General features: G+C 71.4%; 20 protein-coding genes. 8 read left to right on the plus strand and 12 right to left on the minus strand.

Annotation, left to right across the window (positions count from 1 at the left end; all coding sequences use genetic code 11):
- Positions 1-102: 102 nt before the first annotated feature.
- Complete coding sequence (dusB, locus tag ACWF79_RS07525) at positions 103-1,239, minus strand: tRNA dihydrouridine synthase DusB (RefSeq protein WP_453727105.1); 1,137 nt, start codon at positions 1,237-1,239, stop codon at positions 103-105.
- Positions 1,240-1,272: 33 nt separating this feature from the next.
- Positions 1,273-2,166 carry a helix-turn-helix transcriptional regulator gene (locus ACWF79_RS07530; protein ID WP_453727106.1) on the minus strand — a complete coding sequence of 298 codons (894 nt, stop codon included), beginning with the start codon at positions 2,164-2,166 and terminating at the stop codon, positions 1,273-1,275.
- A gap of 133 nt (positions 2,167-2,299) precedes the next feature.
- On the opposite strand from ACWF79_RS07530, the gene ACWF79_RS07535 reads away from it, so the two are divergent.
- Positions 2,300-3,730 carry an MFS transporter gene (locus tag ACWF79_RS07535; protein ID WP_453727196.1) on the plus strand — a complete coding sequence of 477 codons (1,431 nt, stop codon included), beginning with the start codon at positions 2,300-2,302 and terminating at the stop codon, positions 3,728-3,730.
- A gap of 169 nt (positions 3,731-3,899) precedes the next feature.
- Here ACWF79_RS07535 and ACWF79_RS07540 read toward each other — a convergent pair whose 3' ends face one another.
- The gene (locus tag ACWF79_RS07540) at positions 3,900-4,121 is read right to left on the minus strand and encodes a DUF6243 family protein (protein WP_453727107.1); all 222 of its coding nucleotides are present in this window, start codon (positions 4,119-4,121) and stop codon (positions 3,900-3,902) included.
- A gap of 277 nt (positions 4,122-4,398) precedes the next feature.
- Here ACWF79_RS07540 and ACWF79_RS07545 point away from each other — a divergent pair, with 277 nt between their 5' ends.
- Together ACWF79_RS07545 and ACWF79_RS07550 are read left to right on the plus strand one after the other, a co-directional pair.
- Complete coding sequence (locus tag ACWF79_RS07545; protein ID WP_453727108.1) at positions 4,399-5,433, plus strand: aldo/keto reductase; 1,035 nt, start codon at positions 4,399-4,401, stop codon at positions 5,431-5,433.
- Positions 5,434-5,464: 31 nt separating this feature from the next.
- Complete coding sequence (locus ACWF79_RS07550; protein WP_453727109.1) at positions 5,465-6,049, plus strand: TetR family transcriptional regulator; 585 nt, start codon at positions 5,465-5,467, stop codon at positions 6,047-6,049.
- A 72-nt stretch (positions 6,050-6,121) separates the two neighbouring features.
- Here the strand turns inward: ACWF79_RS07550 and ACWF79_RS07555 are convergent, their stop codons facing one another.
- Complete coding sequence (locus ACWF79_RS07555; RefSeq protein ID WP_362366026.1) at positions 6,122-7,504, minus strand: glycine--tRNA ligase; 1,383 nt, start codon at positions 7,502-7,504, stop codon at positions 6,122-6,124.
- Between the two features lie 165 nt (positions 7,505-7,669).
- Between ACWF79_RS07555 and ACWF79_RS07560 the strand changes: the two genes are divergently transcribed.
- The 4 genes from ACWF79_RS07560 to ACWF79_RS07575 all read left to right on the plus strand — a co-directional run bounded on the left by ACWF79_RS07560 (position 7,670) and on the right by ACWF79_RS07575 (position 10,816).
- A complete protein-coding gene (locus ACWF79_RS07560) occupies positions 7,670-8,656 on the plus strand; it encodes a metal ABC transporter substrate-binding protein (protein WP_453727110.1) in 987 nt (328 codons plus the stop codon).
- A gap of 65 nt (positions 8,657-8,721) precedes the next feature.
- Positions 8,722-9,450, plus strand: coding sequence for a metal ABC transporter ATP-binding protein (locus ACWF79_RS07565; RefSeq protein ID WP_453727197.1), 729 nt, complete (start codon positions 8,722-8,724; stop codon positions 9,448-9,450).
- Positions 9,451-9,466: 16 nt separating this feature from the next.
- Positions 9,467-10,357 carry a metal ABC transporter permease gene (locus ACWF79_RS07570; RefSeq protein WP_453727111.1) on the plus strand — a complete coding sequence of 297 codons (891 nt, stop codon included), beginning with the start codon at positions 9,467-9,469 and terminating at the stop codon, positions 10,355-10,357.
- Between the two features lie 48 nt (positions 10,358-10,405).
- A complete protein-coding gene (locus tag ACWF79_RS07575; RefSeq protein ID WP_453727112.1) occupies positions 10,406-10,816 on the plus strand; it encodes a Fur family transcriptional regulator in 411 nt (136 codons plus the stop codon).
- Between the two features lie 145 nt (positions 10,817-10,961).
- On the opposite strand, the gene ACWF79_RS07580 is transcribed toward ACWF79_RS07575, so the two are convergent.
- The 7 genes from ACWF79_RS07580 to ACWF79_RS07610 all read right to left on the minus strand — a co-directional run bounded on the left by ACWF79_RS07580 (position 10,962) and on the right by ACWF79_RS07610 (position 15,530).
- Entirely contained in the window at positions 10,962-11,510 is a 549-nt protein-coding gene (locus tag ACWF79_RS07580) for a YcxB family protein (protein ID WP_453727113.1), read from the minus strand.
- Positions 11,511-11,584: 74 nt separating this feature from the next.
- A complete protein-coding gene (locus ACWF79_RS07585; protein ID WP_453727198.1) occupies positions 11,585-12,430 on the minus strand; it encodes an isoprenyl transferase in 846 nt (281 codons plus the stop codon).
- 19 nt (positions 12,431-12,449) lie between these two features.
- Complete coding sequence (gene recO / locus ACWF79_RS07590; RefSeq protein ID WP_361965624.1) at positions 12,450-13,199, minus strand: DNA repair protein RecO; 750 nt, start codon at positions 13,197-13,199, stop codon at positions 12,450-12,452.
- Between the two features lie 76 nt (positions 13,200-13,275).
- A complete protein-coding gene (locus tag ACWF79_RS07595) occupies positions 13,276-13,491 on the minus strand; it encodes a hypothetical protein (protein ID WP_453727114.1) in 216 nt (71 codons plus the stop codon).
- A 369-nt stretch (positions 13,492-13,860) separates the two neighbouring features.
- Entirely contained in the window at positions 13,861-14,832 is a 972-nt protein-coding gene (locus ACWF79_RS07600; protein ID WP_453727115.1) for a winged helix-turn-helix transcriptional regulator, read from the minus strand.
- A 25-nt stretch (positions 14,833-14,857) separates the two neighbouring features.
- Positions 14,858-15,097, minus strand: coding sequence for a hypothetical protein (locus ACWF79_RS07605; RefSeq protein ID WP_453727116.1), 240 nt, complete (start codon positions 15,095-15,097; stop codon positions 14,858-14,860).
- Positions 15,098-15,230: 133 nt separating this feature from the next.
- Positions 15,231-15,530 (minus strand): hypothetical protein, encoded by a 300-nt coding sequence (locus ACWF79_RS07610; protein ID WP_453727117.1) that lies wholly within the window; start codon positions 15,528-15,530, stop codon positions 15,231-15,233.
- A 146-nt stretch (positions 15,531-15,676) separates the two neighbouring features.
- Here ACWF79_RS07610 and ACWF79_RS07615 point away from each other — a divergent pair, with 146 nt between their 5' ends.
- Positions 15,677-16,684 (plus strand): LuxR C-terminal-related transcriptional regulator, encoded by a 1,008-nt coding sequence (locus tag ACWF79_RS07615; protein WP_453727118.1) that lies wholly within the window; start codon positions 15,677-15,679, stop codon positions 16,682-16,684.
- A 4-nt stretch (positions 16,685-16,688) separates the two neighbouring features.
- On the opposite strand, the gene ACWF79_RS07620 is transcribed toward ACWF79_RS07615, so the two are convergent.
- A complete protein-coding gene (locus tag ACWF79_RS07620) occupies positions 16,689-17,495 on the minus strand; it encodes an aminoglycoside N(3)-acetyltransferase (protein WP_453727119.1) in 807 nt (268 codons plus the stop codon).

Below are 17,495 nucleotides of genomic sequence, written 5' to 3' on the forward strand. Positions count from 1 at the left end.
TACAACGCCTCGTAATCTGCTCATCTGAGCACCACCCCTATCAAGGGTGGCGAGGATCACGCCGCCCGAACGGCCTGATTCCCACGATTCGGACGTCCGGGATCAGCCCCCGGACGTGTCCAACTCGGCGTCCTCGCTGACGCCCGCACAGTCGTAAGGGTCCTTCAACCAGCCGTCCGGCAGGACGACGCGGTTGTTGCCCGAGGTACGGCCCCGGGGGCCGTCCGCGCCGGTCGGCCAGGGCTGGTCCAGGTCCAGCTCGCTCAACTGAGCGCTCAGCTCGTCCAGGGACGAGGTGATCGCCAGCTTCTTACGCATCTCGGAACCGACCGCGAAGCCCTTCAGGTACCAGGCCACGTGCTTGCGGAAGTCGATGACACCGCGCGACTCGTCCCCGAGCCACTCGCCGAGCAGCCGGGCGTGCTTCACCATCGCGTCCGCGACCTCGCGCAGCCCCGGCTGGGCGTAGGAGCCCGTGCCCTCGAAGCCCGCCACCAGGTCGCCGAAGAGCCAGGGCCGCCCCAGGCAGCCGCGCCCGACGACCACGCCGTCGCAGCCGGTCTCGCGCATCATGCGCAGCGCGTCGTCCGCCGACCAGATGTCGCCGTTGCCGAGCACCGGGATCTCCGGCACGTGCTCCTTGAGCCGCGCGATGGCGTCCCAGTCGGCGGTTCCGCCGTAGTGCTGCGCCGCCGTCCGGCCGTGCAGGGCGATCGCCGTGACGCCCTCCTCGACCGCGATCCTGCCCGCGTCGAGGTACGTGATGTGGTCGTCGTCGATGCCCTTGCGCATCTTCATCGTGACCGGCAGGGCGCCCGCGTTGGAGACGGCCTCGTTCAGGATCGCGCGCAGCAGCGGCCGCTTGTACGGGAGGGCCGAGCCACCGCCCTTTCGGGTCACCTTGGGGACCGGGCAGCCGAAGTTCAGGTCGATGTGGTCGGCCAGGTCCTCGTCCGCGATCATCCGCACGGCCTTGCCGACCGTGACGGGGTCGACGCCGTAGAGCTGGATCGACCGCGGCTTCTCGCTCGCGTCGAAGCGGATGAGCTGCATCGTCTTCTCGTTGCGCTCGACCAGCGCCCTCGTCGTGATCATCTCGCTCACGAAGAGCCCCTTGCCGCCGGAGTACTCACGGCAGAGGGTGCGGAAGGGGGCGTTGGTGATGCCGGCCATCGGCGCGAGCACCACCGGCGGCTGCACGATGTGCGGCCCGATGGCGAGAGGGGAGAACGCGGTCATTACGCCATTGTCCCGCACCGCCGCCGTGATCCGTCAGTCGTTTCGCCCACACATCTCGCGCAGCCGTTCGAGCGCCTGGCGGGACTCCTCGTCCACCGGCACGTACGTCACCAGACGCGGCCCCGAGGTCGGTCCGAGCCAGAGGTTGGTGTGCTCCAGGTGGAGCGTGCCGACGTGGGCGTTGCGGATGACCTTCGTACGGCCGCCCTGGGCGACCACCTCGTGGCGCGCCCAGATCTCCCGGAACTCCGGGGAGGCCGACTCCAGGCGCTGCAGCATCGCCTTCCAGGCGGGCTCGGCCAGGTGCTCGGCCATCGAGGCCCGGAACTTGCCGGCCATCGCGCGCGTGACGTCCGGCAGCTCGGCGACGGCGGCGCGCCACTCGTCGTTGGTGAAGGCCAGCCAGATGCAGTTGCGGTCCTCGCGCGGCAGCGCGTCGAGGTCGCAGAGCAGCCTGCCGTACGTGCGGTTGTAGGCCAGGATGTCGTAGCGGCTGTTCTGGATGCAGGCGGGCACCGGCTCCAGCTGGTCGAGCATCGCGCGCAGGGCGGGCGTCACGGTCGGGCAGGGCGACTCCGGGTTCGGGTCGGTCTCTCCGGCGAGGGCGAAGAGGTGGGTGCGCTCGGTCGGGTCGAGCTGGAGGGCGCGGGAGAGGGCGTCGAGGACCTGCGGGGAGACGTGGATGTCGCGTGCCTGCTCCAGCCAGGTGTACCAGGTGACGCCGACGGCGGAGAGGTGTGCGACCTCCTCGCGGCGCAGGCCCGGGGTGCGCCGGCGGCGGCCGCGCGGCAGACCGACCTGCTCGGGGGTGATCCGCTCACGGCGGCTGCGCAGGAAGGCGGCCAGCTCGTGGCGCCGGACGTCGGCGGGCGCGTCGGTGGCCGGGGCGGTGGGTGCGGGGGCGGTGGGTGCCACCATCGTCGTCATGCTCCCAGGGTGCCGGGGCGCTCAGCCCGTTGCCAGGTAGTGCTGGTACCAGGATAAAGACACTCTGGTACCAGGCTGAGGAAGGGCCGATGGTCGATACGTGCCTACTTCAGCCTCTCCCATCGCTTCCGCCCTGAAGACCGGCGCCGGCTCCGCCTCCGGCACCGTCGTCGCCCCCCGGGCGCCCGTCCTTGGCCCCCTCGGACTGTTCACCGTCCTCCTCGGCGCCGCTCTGCCACTGATCGACTTCTTCATCGTCAATGTCGCCCTGCCGACCATCGATCACGACCTGGCCGCAGGACCGGCCATGCTGGAGCTGGTCGTCGCCGGGTACGGGCTCTCGTACGCCGTGCTGCTGGTCCTCGGCGGACGGCTCGGGGACCTGTTCGGCCGCCGCCGGCTCTTCCTCGCGGGCATGGCCGCCTTCGGCGTGACCTCGCTGGCCTGCGGGCTCGCCCCGGACGCCTGGACGCTGGTGGGGGCCCGCGTGGCACAGGGTGCCTCGGCCGCGCTGATGCTGCCGCAGGTCCTCGCCACCATCCACGCCTCGACGGCGGGCGCCCGCCGCGCGAAGGCCTTGAGCCTCTACGGGGCGACCGCCGGGCTCGCGATGGTCGCCGGCCAGATCCTGGGCGGGGTCCTCGTCGCGGCGGACCTCTGGGGCAGCGGCTGGCGGGCGATCTTCCTGGTCAACGTGCCCGTGGCGGTCGCGGGCCTGCTGCTCGCCGTACGGACCGTCCCGGAGACCCGCTCCGAGCGCCCTGCGCCGGTCGACGTCCCGGGCACCCTGCTCCTCGGCCTCGCGCTGCTCACGCTCCTCGCCCCTCTTACAGAGGGGAGGGCGGCGGGCTGGCCGCTGTGGACCTGGGTCGCGCTCGGGATCTTCCCGCTCGCCGCGGGCGCGTTCTGGTGGGTGGAGCTGAGGGCCGACCGCCGGGGCCGCACGCCGCTGGTGCCGCCGAGCCTGCTCGCGCTGGTCTCCCTGCGCCGCGGGCTCGCGCTGGTCCTGCCGTTCTCGGTCGGCTTCGGCGGCTTCATGTTCGTGATCGCGGTCGCGCTCCAGCAGGGGCTGCACATGAGCGCGGTGGTCTCGGGCCTGGCCCTGGTCCCGATGGCGGTGGCCTTCTTCGGGGCGTCGCTCGCGGGCCCCCGGCTCGTACGGCGCTGGGGCACGCGGGTCGTCACGGCGGGCGGCGTCGTACAGGGGCTCGGCATCGCCCTGCTCGCCCTGGAAGCCTGGCGCGCGTGGCCCGATCTCTCCGCCTGGAGCCTGCTGCCGGGCATGGCCGTCGCGGGTCTCGGCCAGGGCCTCCAGCTCCCGGTCCTGTTCCGGGTCGTCCTCTCCGAGGTCCCGGCCGACCGGGCGGGCGTCGGCAGCGGGGTGATGGTGACCGCCCAGCAGTCGGCCCTCGCGCTCGGCGTGGCAACGCTCGGCTCGCTCTTCCTGTCCCTGGCGGCGACCGGCTCGATGGGCACGGCGCTGACGGTGACGCTCGTCGTCCAGCTGGCGGCCGTCCTCCTGACGGTCCTGATGAGCCTGCGACTGCCGCGCGTGGTGAGCTGAGGGGCGCGTCGGGGGCTGAGGGGCAGGGCGTGAGCTGAGGCGGCTGAGGGGAGCGGGGGCCCGGCCGCCCCGCGCAGGGCGCCGGCACGGCGCCGTCGCCGTGTGCCGGACGCACGTGGGCCCGGGTCACGGTTCGCGACCCGGGCCCACGTCGTCGTACGGGCTGTGGCTACTGCTGGGTGCCCGAGGCTGCGGCCCCCGTCGCTTCGGCGGTCTCGGCGCCGGTGGCGCCCTCCGCCTTCTCGCGCATCTTCTTCAGCAGCTCGGCCTTCTGGTCGGCGGCGGCCTTGCGGTCGGCGTCGCGGGCCTGTCCGGCGCCGTGCTGTTCGCCGCGTGACAGCTTCTTGCGCTGTCCGCCGACGCCGAGGAGGTTGTTGCGGCCCTTGGCCATGGGTGGTTCTCCCATCAGTGAGAAATGCGGTGGTCAATCGGCCGGCGCTGCGGGGAGTTCGTCGCCCGCGGCGCTCTCACTCGTAGATCTGGAAGAACGAAGACATGCGGCAGACGGTACCTCGGCGGCCCGCTGCCCGGCACGTCGATTTTCCGGCGTGGTGGCGCGCCCGACGCCCGCCACCCCATTGAGTGAATGACAAACATTGAAATCTGTCAGTCGTCATGCCATGGTTGTCATGCGTCACCCTCCCGATCCACCTCCCGAGGAGACCTCCATGACCTCCGCCCACACCCTCCCCACCCGCCGCCTCGGCGCCACCGGCCCTCAGGTCTCCGCCCTCGGCCTCGGCTGCATGGGCATGTCCGCGCTGTACGGCGAGAGCGACCGCGCCGAGTCGATCGCGACCCTCCACGCCGCGCTCGACGCCGGCGTCACCCTCCTGGACACCGGCGATTTCTACGGCATGGGGCACAACGAACTGCTGATCAACGAAGCGCTGCGCACGGCCCCCGCCGCCGCCCGGGAGCAGGCGCTGACCAGCGTGAAGTTCGGCGCCCTGCGCACGGTCGAAGGCGGCTTCACCGGCTATGACGGCCGGCCGGCCGCCGTGAAGAACTTCGCGGCGTACAGCCTCCAGCGCCTCGGCACGGACCACATCGACATCTACCGGATCGCCCGCGTCGACCCGGACGTACCGATCGAGGAGACCGTGGGCGCGATCGCCGAGCTGGTCGAGGCGGGACACGTCCGGCACATCGGCCTCTCCGAGGTCGGTGCGGACACCCTGCGCCGGGCGGCGGCCGTCGCCCCGATCGCCGACCTCCAGATCGAGTACTCCCTGATCTCGCGCGGCATCGAGGAAAAGATCCTGCCGACCGCCCGCGAGCTGGGCATAGGGATCACGGCGTACGGCGTGCTGTCACGCGGCCTGATCAGCGGCCACTTCGCCCGCGACCGCGAGCTCGCCCCGGGCGACTTCCGAGGCATGAGCCCGCGCTTCCAGGGCGAGAACCTCCACCGGAACCTGGACCTGGTGGACCACCTGCGGGCGCTCGCCGAGGCCAAGGGTGTGACGGTCGCGCAGACCGCCATCGCCTGGGTCCTGGCGCAGGGCTCCCGCCAGGGCGTGGACATCGTGCCGCTGGTCGGCGCCCGCCGTCGGGACCGGCTGACGGAGGCCCTCGGCGCCCTGGACGTGACGCTGGACGCCGCCGACCTGGCCGCGATCGAGCGGGCCGTCCCGGCGGGCGCGGCGGCCGGCGAGCGCTACCCGGCGGCGCAGATGGCCCACCTGGACAGCGAGCACTGACCCGGGGTCGACTGACAGGTACTGTCACCCCATGGCCACCGAGACCCTGACAGCAGAGCGCATCCTCGAAGCCACCGAGGAGGTGCTCCGCCGGTACGGCCCCGCGAAGGCGACCGTGGTGGACGTGGCCCGCGTCCTCGGCGTCAGCCACGGCAGCGTCTACCGCCACTTCCGGACGAAGGCGGCGCTGCGGGAGGCGGTGACCGGCCGCTGGCTCTCCCGTACGGAGGCCGTGCTCGCCGAGCTGACCGGGTCCCCCGACCGCCCGGCCCCGGAGAAGCTCCGTGCCTGGTTCGTCGAGCTCTTCGAGGCCAAGCGGCACAAGGCCGGTGACGACCCGGAGCTGTTCGCCACGTACGAGGTCCTGCTCGGGGAGAACAGCGGAGTGGTCGAGGAGCACCTCGACGTCCTGGTCGGCCAGGTCCGCGAGATCGTCGAAGAGGGCGTCCGGGGCGCCGAGTTCACCACCCCCGACGCCGACGCGACGGCCCGCGCGCTCTTCGACGCCACGGCCCGCTTCCACGACCCGGCCTACGCCCCGGAGTGGCAGCGCCCCACGATCCAGGCGGAGTTCGACGCGGTGGTGGACCTGCTGCTGCGCGGACTGCGCCCCTAGGCACACCACCCAGGACACGAGGAAGCCCCCGGTTCCGTATGCGGAACCGGGGGCTTCGTCGTACCGACGGCGTCAGCAGCCGAGCAGGCGGCTGCCCAGGTAGCCCTGGATCTGGTCGAGGGAGACGCGCTCCTGCTTCATGGTGTCGCGCTCGCGCACGGTCACCGCGTTGTCGTCCAGGGTGTCGAAGTCGACGGTGACGCAGAACGGCGTGCCGATCTCGTCCTGGCGGCGGTAGCGGCGGCCGATGGCGCCCGCGTCGTCGAACTCGATGTTCCAGTTCTGCCGCAGGTCGGCGGCGAGGCCCTTGGCCTTCGGCGACAGCTGCGGGTTACGGGAGAGCGGCAGGACGGCGACCTTGATCGGCGCGATGCGCGGGTCGAAGCGCATCACGGTGCGCTTCTCCATGACGCCCTTGGCGTTCGGGGCCTCGTCCTCGTTGAAGGCGTCGAGCATGAACGCCAGCATCGTCCGGCCGACACCGGCCGCCGGCTCGATGACGTACGGGGTCCAGCGCTCGCCGGCCTCCTGGTCGAAGAAGGACAGGTCGTTGCCGGACGCCTTGGAGTGCGCGTTCAGGTCGTAGTCGGTGCGGTTGGCGACACCCTCCAGCTCGCCCCACTCGCTGCCGCCGAACTGGAAGCGGTACTCGATGTCGGCGGTGCGCTTGGAGTAGTGGGAGAGCTTCTCCTTCGGGTGCTCGAACCAGCGCATGTTCTCCTCACGGAGACCCAGGCCCGTGTACCAGTTCCAGCGCTGCTCCATCCAGTACTCGTGCCACTGCTCGTCCTCGCCCGGCTTGACGAAGAACTCCATCTCCATCTGCTCGAACTCACGCGTCCGGAAGATGAAGTTGCCCGGAGTGATCTCGTTCCGGAAGGACTTGCCCATCTGCGCGATGCCGAACGGGGGCTTCTTGCGCGAGGTCTGCTGCACCTGGCCGAAGTTGGTGAAGATGCCCTGCGCGGTCTCGGGACGCAGGTAGGCGACGGAGCCGGAGTCCTGGGTCGGGCCGAGGTGGGTGGAGAGCAGACCGGAGAACTGCTTGGGCTCGGTGAACGTGCCCTTGTTGCCGCAGTTGGGGCAGTTCAGGTCGGTGAGGCCGTTCTCGGGGAGACGGCCGTGCTTCTCCTCGTACGCCTCCTCCAGGTGGTCGGCGCGGTAGCGCTTGTGGCAGGAGGTGCACTCGGTCAGCGGGTCGGTGAAGGTGGCGACGTGACCGGAGGCCTCCCAGACCTCGGTGGCCAGGATCACCGACGAGTCGATGCCGACGACGTCCTCGCGCGCGGTGACCATGTAACGCCACCACTGACGCTTGATGTTCTCCTTGAGTTCGACACCCAGCGGCCCGTAGTCCCAGGCGGCGCGCTGGCCGCCGTAGATCTCACTGCACGGGTAGACGAAGCCACGGCGCTTGCTCAGGCTGACGATGGTGTCGATCTTGTCGGCGGCCACGGTGCTCTCTTCATTACGACGACGAAGTGCGAATGCTTCAGGTTACCGGCGCCCGCACCCCCCGTATCAAATCGGTCCGGGCACTTCCGCCGCGTCCGCGCGCGTGTCCGGGAACACAATCGGGACAATTGACAATCGTTTCCATCTTTGTTGAAAATGACTGTCATGAACGTACGCCGTCTGATACCCACCACCGCCGTCGCCGGAGCCGTCACCCTCGGGCTCCTGACCCTGTCCGCCTGCGGCGGAGGGTCCGACGCGTCCGACAAGGCCGCCGACGGCAAGCTCAGCGTGGTGGCGTCGTTCTACCCCATGCAGTACCTGGTCGAGCAGATAGGCGGCGACCGCGTCTCCGTCGACACGCTCACCGCGCCGGGCGTCGAGCCGCACGACCTGGAGCTCAAGCCGAGGCAGATCGGCGCGCTCGGCGAGGCCGACTACATCCTCTACCTCAAGGGCGTCCAGCCCGCCGTCGACGAGGCGATCAAGCAGGCCGGCGTGAAGAACACCGTCGACGCCGCGACCCTCACGTCGCTGGAGGACCACGGCACGGCGGTCGGCCACGACCACGGCGCCGAGGAGCACGGCCACGAGGAAGAGGGCCACGAGCACGGCCACGAGTCCGAGGCCGGTGCCGACCCGCACATCTGGCTCGACCCGGTGAAGTACACCGAGGTCGCCAAGGGCGTCGGCGCCTCCCTGGAGAAGGCCGACCCGGACCACGCGGCCGACTACAAGAAGAACACCGAGGCCCTGGTCAAGAAGCTCGGTGCGCTGAACACGGCGTACGAGACGGGCCTGAAGAACACCACCACCAAGACCTTCATCACCACCCACTCCGCCTTCGGCTACCTCGCCGAGCGGTACGGCCTGGACCAGGAGGGCATCACCGGCCTCGACCCCGAGTCCGAGCCGAGCCCCGCCCGGATGCAGGAGCTCCAGACGATCGCGAAGAAGGACAAGGTCTCCACCGTCTTCTTCGAGACCCTCGCCAGCGACAAGACCGCGAAGACCCTCGCGAAGGACGCCGGCCTGAAGACCGACGTCCTGGACCCGCTGGAGGGAATCACGGACAGGTCCCAGGGCGATGACTACATCGAGGTCATGCAGTCCAACCTCGCCGCGCTGAAGAAGGCCCTCGGCGCGAAGTGACCCACCCACAGCAGGAGGCGACCGTGAGCGCGCCCGTCACACCCGTCATATCCGTCCGCGGAGCCATGGCGTCCCTCGGTGCGCGCCCGGTCCTGCGCGGCGTCGACCTCACCGTGAACCCCGGTGAGGTCGTCGCGCTGCTCGGCGCCAACGGCTCCGGCAAGTCGACGGCCGTCCGCGCCGTCATCGGCCAGGTGCCGCTGACCGGCGGTTCGATCTCACTCTTCGGCACCGAGCAGAAGCGTTTTCGCGAGTGGGCGCGCGTCGGCTACGTCCCGCAGCGCACCACCGCCGCCAGCGGCGTCCCGGCCACGATCCGGGAGGTCGTCACCTCCGGCCGGCTCTCCCGTCGGAGGTTCGGCCCGCTCACCAAGGCCGACAAGGCCGCCGTCGACCGCGCCATCGCGCTCGTCGGCCTCACCGACCGCGCCAAGGACTCGGTGAGCGCCCTCTCCGGCGGTCAGCACCAGCGCGTCCTGATCGCCCGCGCGCTCGCCTCCGAGCCCGAGCTGCTGATCATGGACGAGCCGATGGCGGGCGTCGACCTCGCGAGCCAGGAGATCCTCGCCGGCACCCTGCGCGAGCAGGTCGCCGGCGGCACGAGCGTCCTGCTCGTCCTGCACGAACTCGGCCCCCTGGAACCGCTGATCGACCGGGCCGTGGTCCTCCGCGACGGCTGCGTCGTCCACGACGGCCCGCCGCCGAAGGCGGTCGGCCAGCATGCCCTGCCCGGCCACGACCACGTCCACCCGCACGCGGCCGACGAGCCGCTCCGCACGGGTCTGCTGACCTGAGGAAGCTGACCGGATCATGGAATTCCTCGAACCCGCCTTCATGCAGCGGGCGCTCCTCGCGGCCGTCCTCGTCGGCATCACCGCGCCCGCCGTCGGCATCTTCCTCGTCCAGCGCCGCCAGGCTCTGATGGGCGACGGCATCGGCCACGTCGCCATGACCGGTGTCGGCCTCGGCTTCCTGCTCAACAGCAGCCCGGTGTGGATGGCCACGCTGGTCGCCATCGCCGGCGCCGTGCTGATGGAGCTGATCCGAACCTACGGACGCACCCGCGGCGACCTCGCGCTCGCGCTGCTCTTCTACGGAGGCATGGCGGGCGGCGTCATGCTGATCCAGGTCGGCGGCGGCTCCAACGCCAACCTGCTCTCCTACCTCTTCGGCTCGCTCTCCACGGTGTCGGACGAGGACGTGACGGCGATCGGCGTCCTCGCCGCCTTCGTCGTCCTCGTCACCATCGGCCTGCGCCGCCAGCTCTTCGCCGTCAGCCAGGACGAGGAGTTCGCCCGCGTCACCGGCCTCCCGGTCCGCGCCATGAACCTGCTCGTCGCCGTGACGGCCGCCGTGACCGTCACCGTCGCGATGCGGGTCGTCGGCCTGCTCCTCGTGAGCGCCCTGATGGTGGTCCCGGTCGCGGCGGCCCAGCAGCTGACCCGGTCCTTCCGGGCGACGTTCGTCCTCTCGGTGGTCATCGGCACGGCCGTCACCCTGACCGGCACCGTCACCACCTACTACCAGGACCTGCCGCCCGGCTCCCTCATCGTGCTGCTCGCGATCGGTGTCTTCATCGTCCTGACGGCGCTCTCCGCGCCCCTGGCCAGACGCCGCGCACGGGCGGCGGAGGCCGCCTCGGCGGCCTGCGACGCACAGGTGCCGCTCACGCGCCGCCCCACGGACGACGTCACCGTCTGAACCGCCTGGCAGAATGGCGGGGGCAACGGAACGAACAAGGAGGCCCCTGTGGCGACGGCAGGACCCCCCGTACGCGGCCGCTCGACCAAGCAGCGGGCCGCTGTCGCGGCGGCACTGAACGAAGTGGACGAGTTCCGCAGCGCCCAGGAGCTGCACGACATGCTCAAGCACCGCGGCGACTCGGTGGGCCTCACGACGGTCTACCGCACGCTCCAGTCCCTGGCGGACGCGGGCGAGGTCGACGCGCTGCGCACCAACGACGGCGAGACCGTCTACCGCCGCTGTTCCACGGGCGACCACCATCACCATCTCGTCTGCCGTGTCTGCGGCAAGGCGGTCGAGGTGGAGGGCCCGGCGGTGGAGCAGTGGGCAGAGACGATCGCGGCCCAGCACGGGTACGTGAACGTGGCGCACACGGTCGAGATCTTCGGCACGTGCGCGGAGTGCGCGGCGAAGTAGCCAGGCAGCCGACCCACGAAAAGGGCCCGCACCGGAGCGATCCGGTGCGGGCCCTTTCACGTACACACGCGGCTCGCCCTGCCCGTACGCGCGCGGCTCGCCCTGCCCGTACGCGCGCGGCTCGCCCTGCACGTACGCGCGCGGCTCAGAGCCGAGTGATGTGCCGGTCCAGGATGGCGCGGAGCCGGTCGACCTCCTCGGGACCGGCCAGACCGCGCTTGGGCAGCGTGCCGACCCCGACGCCGTTCCTGTCGCCGGAGAACAGGACGAACAGCTCGGCCGTCTCGACGTACCGGGGGAACATCTCCCACCCGGCCTTCATGTCGGTGTCCCGCGAGGTCCAGCGCATCCCCTGCTCGTCCACGAAGGCCCGGAACTCCCCCTGCGAGGCCACCATCCTGTGGACCTGCCGGGCCGTGAGGACCGGGTAGAGCACGAGCAGACCGAAGGAGAACAAGGTGAGGAAGAGCGCGCCGGCCGAATCCGCGACGGGATTTCCCGTCACCGGCCGGATGATGGAGAGCACCAGGAGGAAGACGCCCAAGGCCCCCAGGGCCAGCAGCGCGAGCCGCAGGCTGCGCCCGCCCCGTGTCTTGCGCATCCGCGCGCGCAGCGCGTCGGCCACGTCGACATCGGTCGGCACGTAGGCCAGCTCCACGGCCCCCTGCGCTGTCGGATTCTGCCCCTCGGCCATGGTCGGCCCCTCCCCGGTGCCTCGACGACAAGCCGCGATCGTAGCGGCCGGGCAGGAGGTCGGTCCGGGAGGGGTCAGACCGCCGGACCCTGCTGCGGGACCGTGCCCATCGCCGCACGGTCCGCCGCCGGGATCGCGCCGAAGCGGCGGTCGCGCGAGGCGTACTCGACGCACGCGCGCCACAGGTCACGGCGGTCGAAGTCCGGCCAGAGGACGTCCTGGAAGACCATCTCGGCGTAGCTGCTCTGCCAGATCAGGTAGTTCGAGGTGCGCTGCTCGCCGCTCGGGCGGAGGAAGAGGTCGACGTCCGGCATGTCCGGGTAGTACAGGTACTTCTGGAAGGTCTTCTCATTGACCTTCGACGGGTCGAGCTTGCCCGCCGCGACGTCGCGGGCGATCGCCTGCGCTGCGTCCGCGACCTCGGCGCGGCCGCCGTAGTTGACGCAGAAGTACAGCGTCATCGCGTCGTTGTCGACGGTCTGCTCCTGCGCGACCTGGAGCTCCTGGACGACCGACTTCCACATCTTCGGCATGCGGCCGACCCAGCGGATGCGGATGCCCAGCTCGTCCATCTCGTCGCGCCGGCGCCGGATCACGTCCCGGTTGAAGTTCATCAGGAAGCGGACCTCCTCGGGCGAGCGCTTCCAGTTCTCCGTGGAGAAGGCGTAGAGCGAGAGGTTCTTCACCCCGAGCTCCAGACAGCCCTTCAGGACGTCCAGGACGACGCCCTCGCCGACCTTGTGCCCCTCGGTGCGCGGCAGCCCGCGCTCCTGGGCCCAGCGGCCGTTGCCGTCCATCACACACGCGACGTGGTTCGGCACCAGCTCGGCGGGGAGCTTCGGCGGGCGCGCGCCGGACGGGTGCGGCTCCGGGGTCTTGTACTCCCGGATCTTCCGTCCGAGGATTCCGCGTCGTGCGATGGCCATGCGATGGGTCTCCCTAGCTCTTCTCTACGTACCGCAGCGAGCGCAGGCCGCGCTCCAGGTGCCAGTGCAGATAGGCGGACACCAGCCCGCTGCCCTCCCTGACATGACGCGGCTCACACGCGTCCGCCGTCGCCCAGTCGCCGGTGAGCAGCGCGCTGAGCAGGCCGATGGCCTCCGGAGAGGGTACGACGCTGCCGGGCACCCGGCAGTCGCCGCATATGACGCCGCCCGCCGCGACCGAGAAGAACCGGTTCGGTCCGTGCAGGCCGCACTTGGCGCAGTCCTCGAAGCTGGGCGCGTAGCCGTTGACGGCGAGGGAGCGCAGGAGGAAGGCGTCGAGGATGAGGTGCGGCGCGTGCTCGCCCCGGGCGAGCGTGCGCAGCCCGCCGACGAGCAGCAGGTACTGCTGCACGGCCGGTTCGCCCTCGTGGTCCGTGAAGCGCTCCGCCGTCTCCAGCATCGCCGTCCCGGCGGTGTAGCGGGCGTAGTCGGTGACGATCCCACCGCCGTACGGGGCGATGGTCTCGCTCTGCGTGCAGAGCGGCAGCCCGCGCCCGACCAGGTCGCTCCCGCGCGCGAAGAACTGCACGTCGACGTGGGAGAACGGCTCCAGCCGGGCCCCGAACTTCGACTTGGTCCGCCGCACCCCACGCGCCACGGCGCGTACGCGCCCGTGACCGCGCGTGAGCAGCGTGATGATCCGGTCCGCCTCACCCAGCTTCTGGGTGCGCAGCACGATGCCGTCGTCGCGGAACAGACTCATGGGCCCATTCTCCCGTACGGAAGGGGGCGCCCTGCCTACGTCCGCGACATCACCTGGAACCGCCGCGCCGGCGCGGTCATGGCACCTCGCCGCGGCTGCGCGCGTTCGCGTGGGCGGTCGCCGCGCGGAGCCGCTCCGCCGCGGTGGCCTCGCGGACCCCGTCCGGGTCGACGTCCCACTCCCGTCCGCCGCCGAGCGGCCGAAGCTGGATGTACGGGCCCACATGCCCCATGACCGTGCCCACACGTCCGGTGCGGATCTCGATGACGTACGACCCGATGGGCAGTGTCATGACCGGCCCCCTTCTTCCCCCGGCGGGCGTACGGCGACGGCCGTGGCCGATTCCCGCGCGTACGAGTGCCTCGCACCATTCCGCCGGCTTCTCGCTCGCTTCTTCGACGGCCACCATGATCGACCGCGTGCCTTGTTCCTTCACCAACGCATCCCTTTCCGAATCCATTTCCCGCTTACCGCACGCGGGGTGGTTCCGGGTCCCTAGAATCGATAGATGCGCAGGTCCCGCAACTGCGGTGCATGGCCGAGGAGTTAATCCATGGCCAAAGGACGGGGAAATGGCGCGAGCCGAACGGCGGATACCCGACCGGTTCGAACGGGCGATCAGAAAAGCGCCGTTGAGTGCGGCGGGGAGGATTGCCGCGTCCTACGAAACCGCCACCCGCTCGCGTAGGTCGTCCGCGAAGAGCTGGCACGTCCGGGCATAGCCCTGGAGGAGTTCGGCGAATGTGCCGCGGCAGTGGGGCGGGAGGCCGGCCGCGATCTCCTCGCGGTCCCGGGTGAGCACGGCCCATGTGTCGAGCATCCTCAGGACGCTGCGGCCGCGCTCCGTGAGACGCATCGAGGGGTCGCGGCGCAGGGACGCGACGAGGGCCGTCAACTCCGCCGCGTCGACGGGAGCCGGCTCCGGAAGGTCCGCGCGCCCCTGTTGCCGTACGGGACTCTCGCCGCGCGCCAGACGGTTCCGCACGTCCGCCACGGTGGCCGGGGAGATCCCGGCCTGCCGGGCGATCTGGCGCAGCGAGGCGCCGGGGTTCCGACGGATCAGCTCCCCCGCCAGCTCGCGGCCCCGGGCGGCGTCGACCGGCCGCGCGCGGCCGTCGCGGCCGATCCGTACGCCGGGGACATCGACGGCCCCGGACGCCTCCTGGCGGCGGATCTCGGCGACCGTCTTCGCCGAGATCCCGGCGACCGCGGCGACGGCCCGGTCGGACCAGTCGCGGTGCGCGGCCAGGATCCGCGCCGCGGCGGCACGGCGGTCGGCCGGGGAGAGCGGGAGGCCGTGGGCGACGTTGACCGCGACCGCGAGCAGGCGGCAGTCCGCCTCCGACCCTTCGAAGAGCCGGGCCCTGATGTGGGTGCGTCCGCGCGCCGCCGCCGCCCGCAGACGGTGGATTCCGTCTATGACGCGCATCGTCGGGCCGTGGACGAGGATCGGCGGGAACTCCGCGTCGGATTCCGCGAGGGTGCGGATGTGGTCGGAGTCCTCGCCCTCGACGCGCGGCGAGTCGCCGATGCGGACGTCCGCGAGGGCGAGGGTGTGCGCCGGTGCGGCGAGGAGTTCGTCGCGGAGCCTCAGGACCTGGTCGGAGTCGGCGCTCCGGGTGTCGTGACGCATGATCGTCGGCCTCCCGGGTCCCGGCCTACTGCCAGCCGGAGTCGTCGCCGCCCCGGGTCCCGGGCCCGCTGCGCTGCCACCCCGAGTCGTCGGCGCCCTGCGGCTCCTGCCCGGTGCGCTGCCACCCCGAGTCGTCGGTGGACGCGGTGACCGTCCCGCCGCGCTGCCACCCCGAGTCGGCGAGCGCGGGCTGCGCGGACGTGGCGAGCGTGACGGCTGCGACGCAGGCGACGACGATCTTGACCAGTTTGGTGCGGTACTTCATGGTTCTACCCCCAAGTTCTTCAACACTTTGTTGACGCGCTCAGTTTTACGGAGGCTCCGCGCGCGACTGAAGGGGGAACGGTGCAGGCAACCTGGCCATGTCCGGAAAGGGACACGGCCCGTCCGCCCAGCGGTCACCCGTCGGCGCCCGGCATCAGCAGCGGGACCTCCGCCCGTACCGGGATCCACGCGCGAAGCTGCGGGTGGCGCGCGACGGCGCGGCGCCAGATCGAGCCCGCGCACTCCTCCGCCGCCTCCAGGCTCCGGGCCCGCAGATACACGCCCACCACGGGATGGGGCCGGACCCGCGGATGCGCGACGGCGAGCTCGAAGCCGTCCGCCGCCACGGCGGAGCCGGCCACCAGGCGGTCCGTGTCACGGGGCAGCGGGGGACCGTCGGCAGGCGGGCGCAGATGGATGTGGACGAGGTACATGGCACACCCCGGTGAGGTCGAAAGCTGACGGGACGAAGTTGACGGGGCAACGAAAGGGACAGACCAGACAGAAAGGTCTTTTATGATGTTTTCGGGTCGACCGGTGCGTGTTCGGTCGACCGACGAGTGAGGGAGAAAGAAGGTCCATGCCGACGAGACTGGGACTGGTGGGCCTCGACGGCGTCACCGAGGCCGTCTACCGCGCCAAGCTGGCCCACCCGCAGGACGGCATCGCCGAGCTGGCCTCGCGTCTGGACATGGACGAGCAGGAGGTGCGCGGGGCGCTGGTCCGGCTGAGCGAGATGGCGCTGGTACGGATGTCCGGCGAGGACCGGACACAGGTCCGCGCCGTCGATCCCCGGCTCGGCATGGAGATCCTCCTCGCCCGGCAGCAGGCGGAGCTGACCGCGCAGCAGCAGCGCATCGAGGCCACGCGCGCGGCCGCCGCCGAACTCATCGCCGAGTACGCCGAGAGCGCCGCGCCCGCCTCGCACGCCGGGCTGCGGTACCTCCACGGCATCGACGCCATCCGCGACCAGCTCGAACTCCTCAACGACGAGGTGCAGGAGGAGTTTCTGACCTTCGCGCCGGGCGGGCCGCAGACGCCGGAGAACATGCGGGCCTCCCGCCCGCTCAACCGCCGGCTCCTGGAGCGCGGGGTCGCGATGCGCACGATCTACCTGGACAGCATCCGCCGCGACCAGCCCACGTACGAGCACGCCGAATGGCTGGAGAGCCTGGGCGCCCAGGTGCGGACGGTCCCCACGCTGCCCAACCGTGTGATCGTCGTCGACCGCCGCGCGGCGCTGATCGCCGCCGACACCGACAACACGGGAGCGGGCGCCACACTGGTCACCAGCCCGGGGATGATCACCCTGCTCTGCTCGCTGTTCGAGCACGTCTGGGACTCGGCCGAGCCGCTGGGCGCGGTGGTCCGCTCCGAGCCCGACTCCCTGACGAAGCAGCAGCTGGCGGTGTTGCGGCTGATGGCCGACGGCCGCACCGACGAGTCCATCGCCAACAGTCTCGGCGTCTCCACCCGTACGGTGCGGCGGATCGCCACCGGTCTGCTCACCGACCTGAACGCACGCAGCCGCTTCCAGGCCGGTGTCCGCGCCGTCCAGCGCGGCCATCTGCCGGCCACCCCGGACTGAGCCGCTACGCGTCCCGTACGTCCGCCTCGGCGAGCAGTTCGGCCAGGCGCGCGGCGGTGAAGTCGGTGAACGGGACGCTTCCCATCAGCTCGCACGGCGCCGACCCGATCGTGCGGCGGCGGATCAGCCCTGCCGCGTCGGCCTCGGCGCCGAGCCGCGGGAAGAAGCGGCCGTTGTCGTCGCCGAGGTCCGGGGTCTCCACCCAGACGCGCTCGCCCTCGATCTCGTACGGGAAGCGCCGCAGCTTCGTGCGGTGGCCGGGGACGCGCGATTCGGCGTAGTGGAGGAAGGAGTTGCGGTTGTGGCCGACCCCGAGCAGCAGGATCTGGGCTTCCATGCCGTACATGCGGTCGAAGGGCGAGTCCTTGCCGAGGGCGTAGGCGATCGGCTGGTTCGCCGTGACCTCCTCGGCCCGGGCCCCCAGGGCCGCGACGGAGGCCTGCGGATGGCGGCCGCGGAGCCGGCCGGGCGTCGCGAGGACCGCGTTTGGAATCGCTCCCATCGGGGTGGGCAGGGCGTCGTGGAAGAGCGGGACGGTCCGGCGCGCCTCGTCGGCCCGTGGATCCTCGAAGGGGAGCACGTCCGGATGCGGGTCGCCGACCTGCGGGGTGAACGTCGGCACGACCACCGTGCCGCTCTCCCCCACGGCCGCGCGCAGCGCGTCCACCACGGCCCGCGCCCCGCCCTGCACCGACCCCAGGGCGGACAGCGCGGAGTGCACCACGACGACGGCGCCCTCGCGCAGCCCCAAGGCCTCGAACTCCCGCCGCAGGTACCCCTCGTCGACGGGTCCCTCGCTCGCGTACGGCAT

The organism is Streptomyces sp. NPDC054975 (assembly GCF_053609105.1).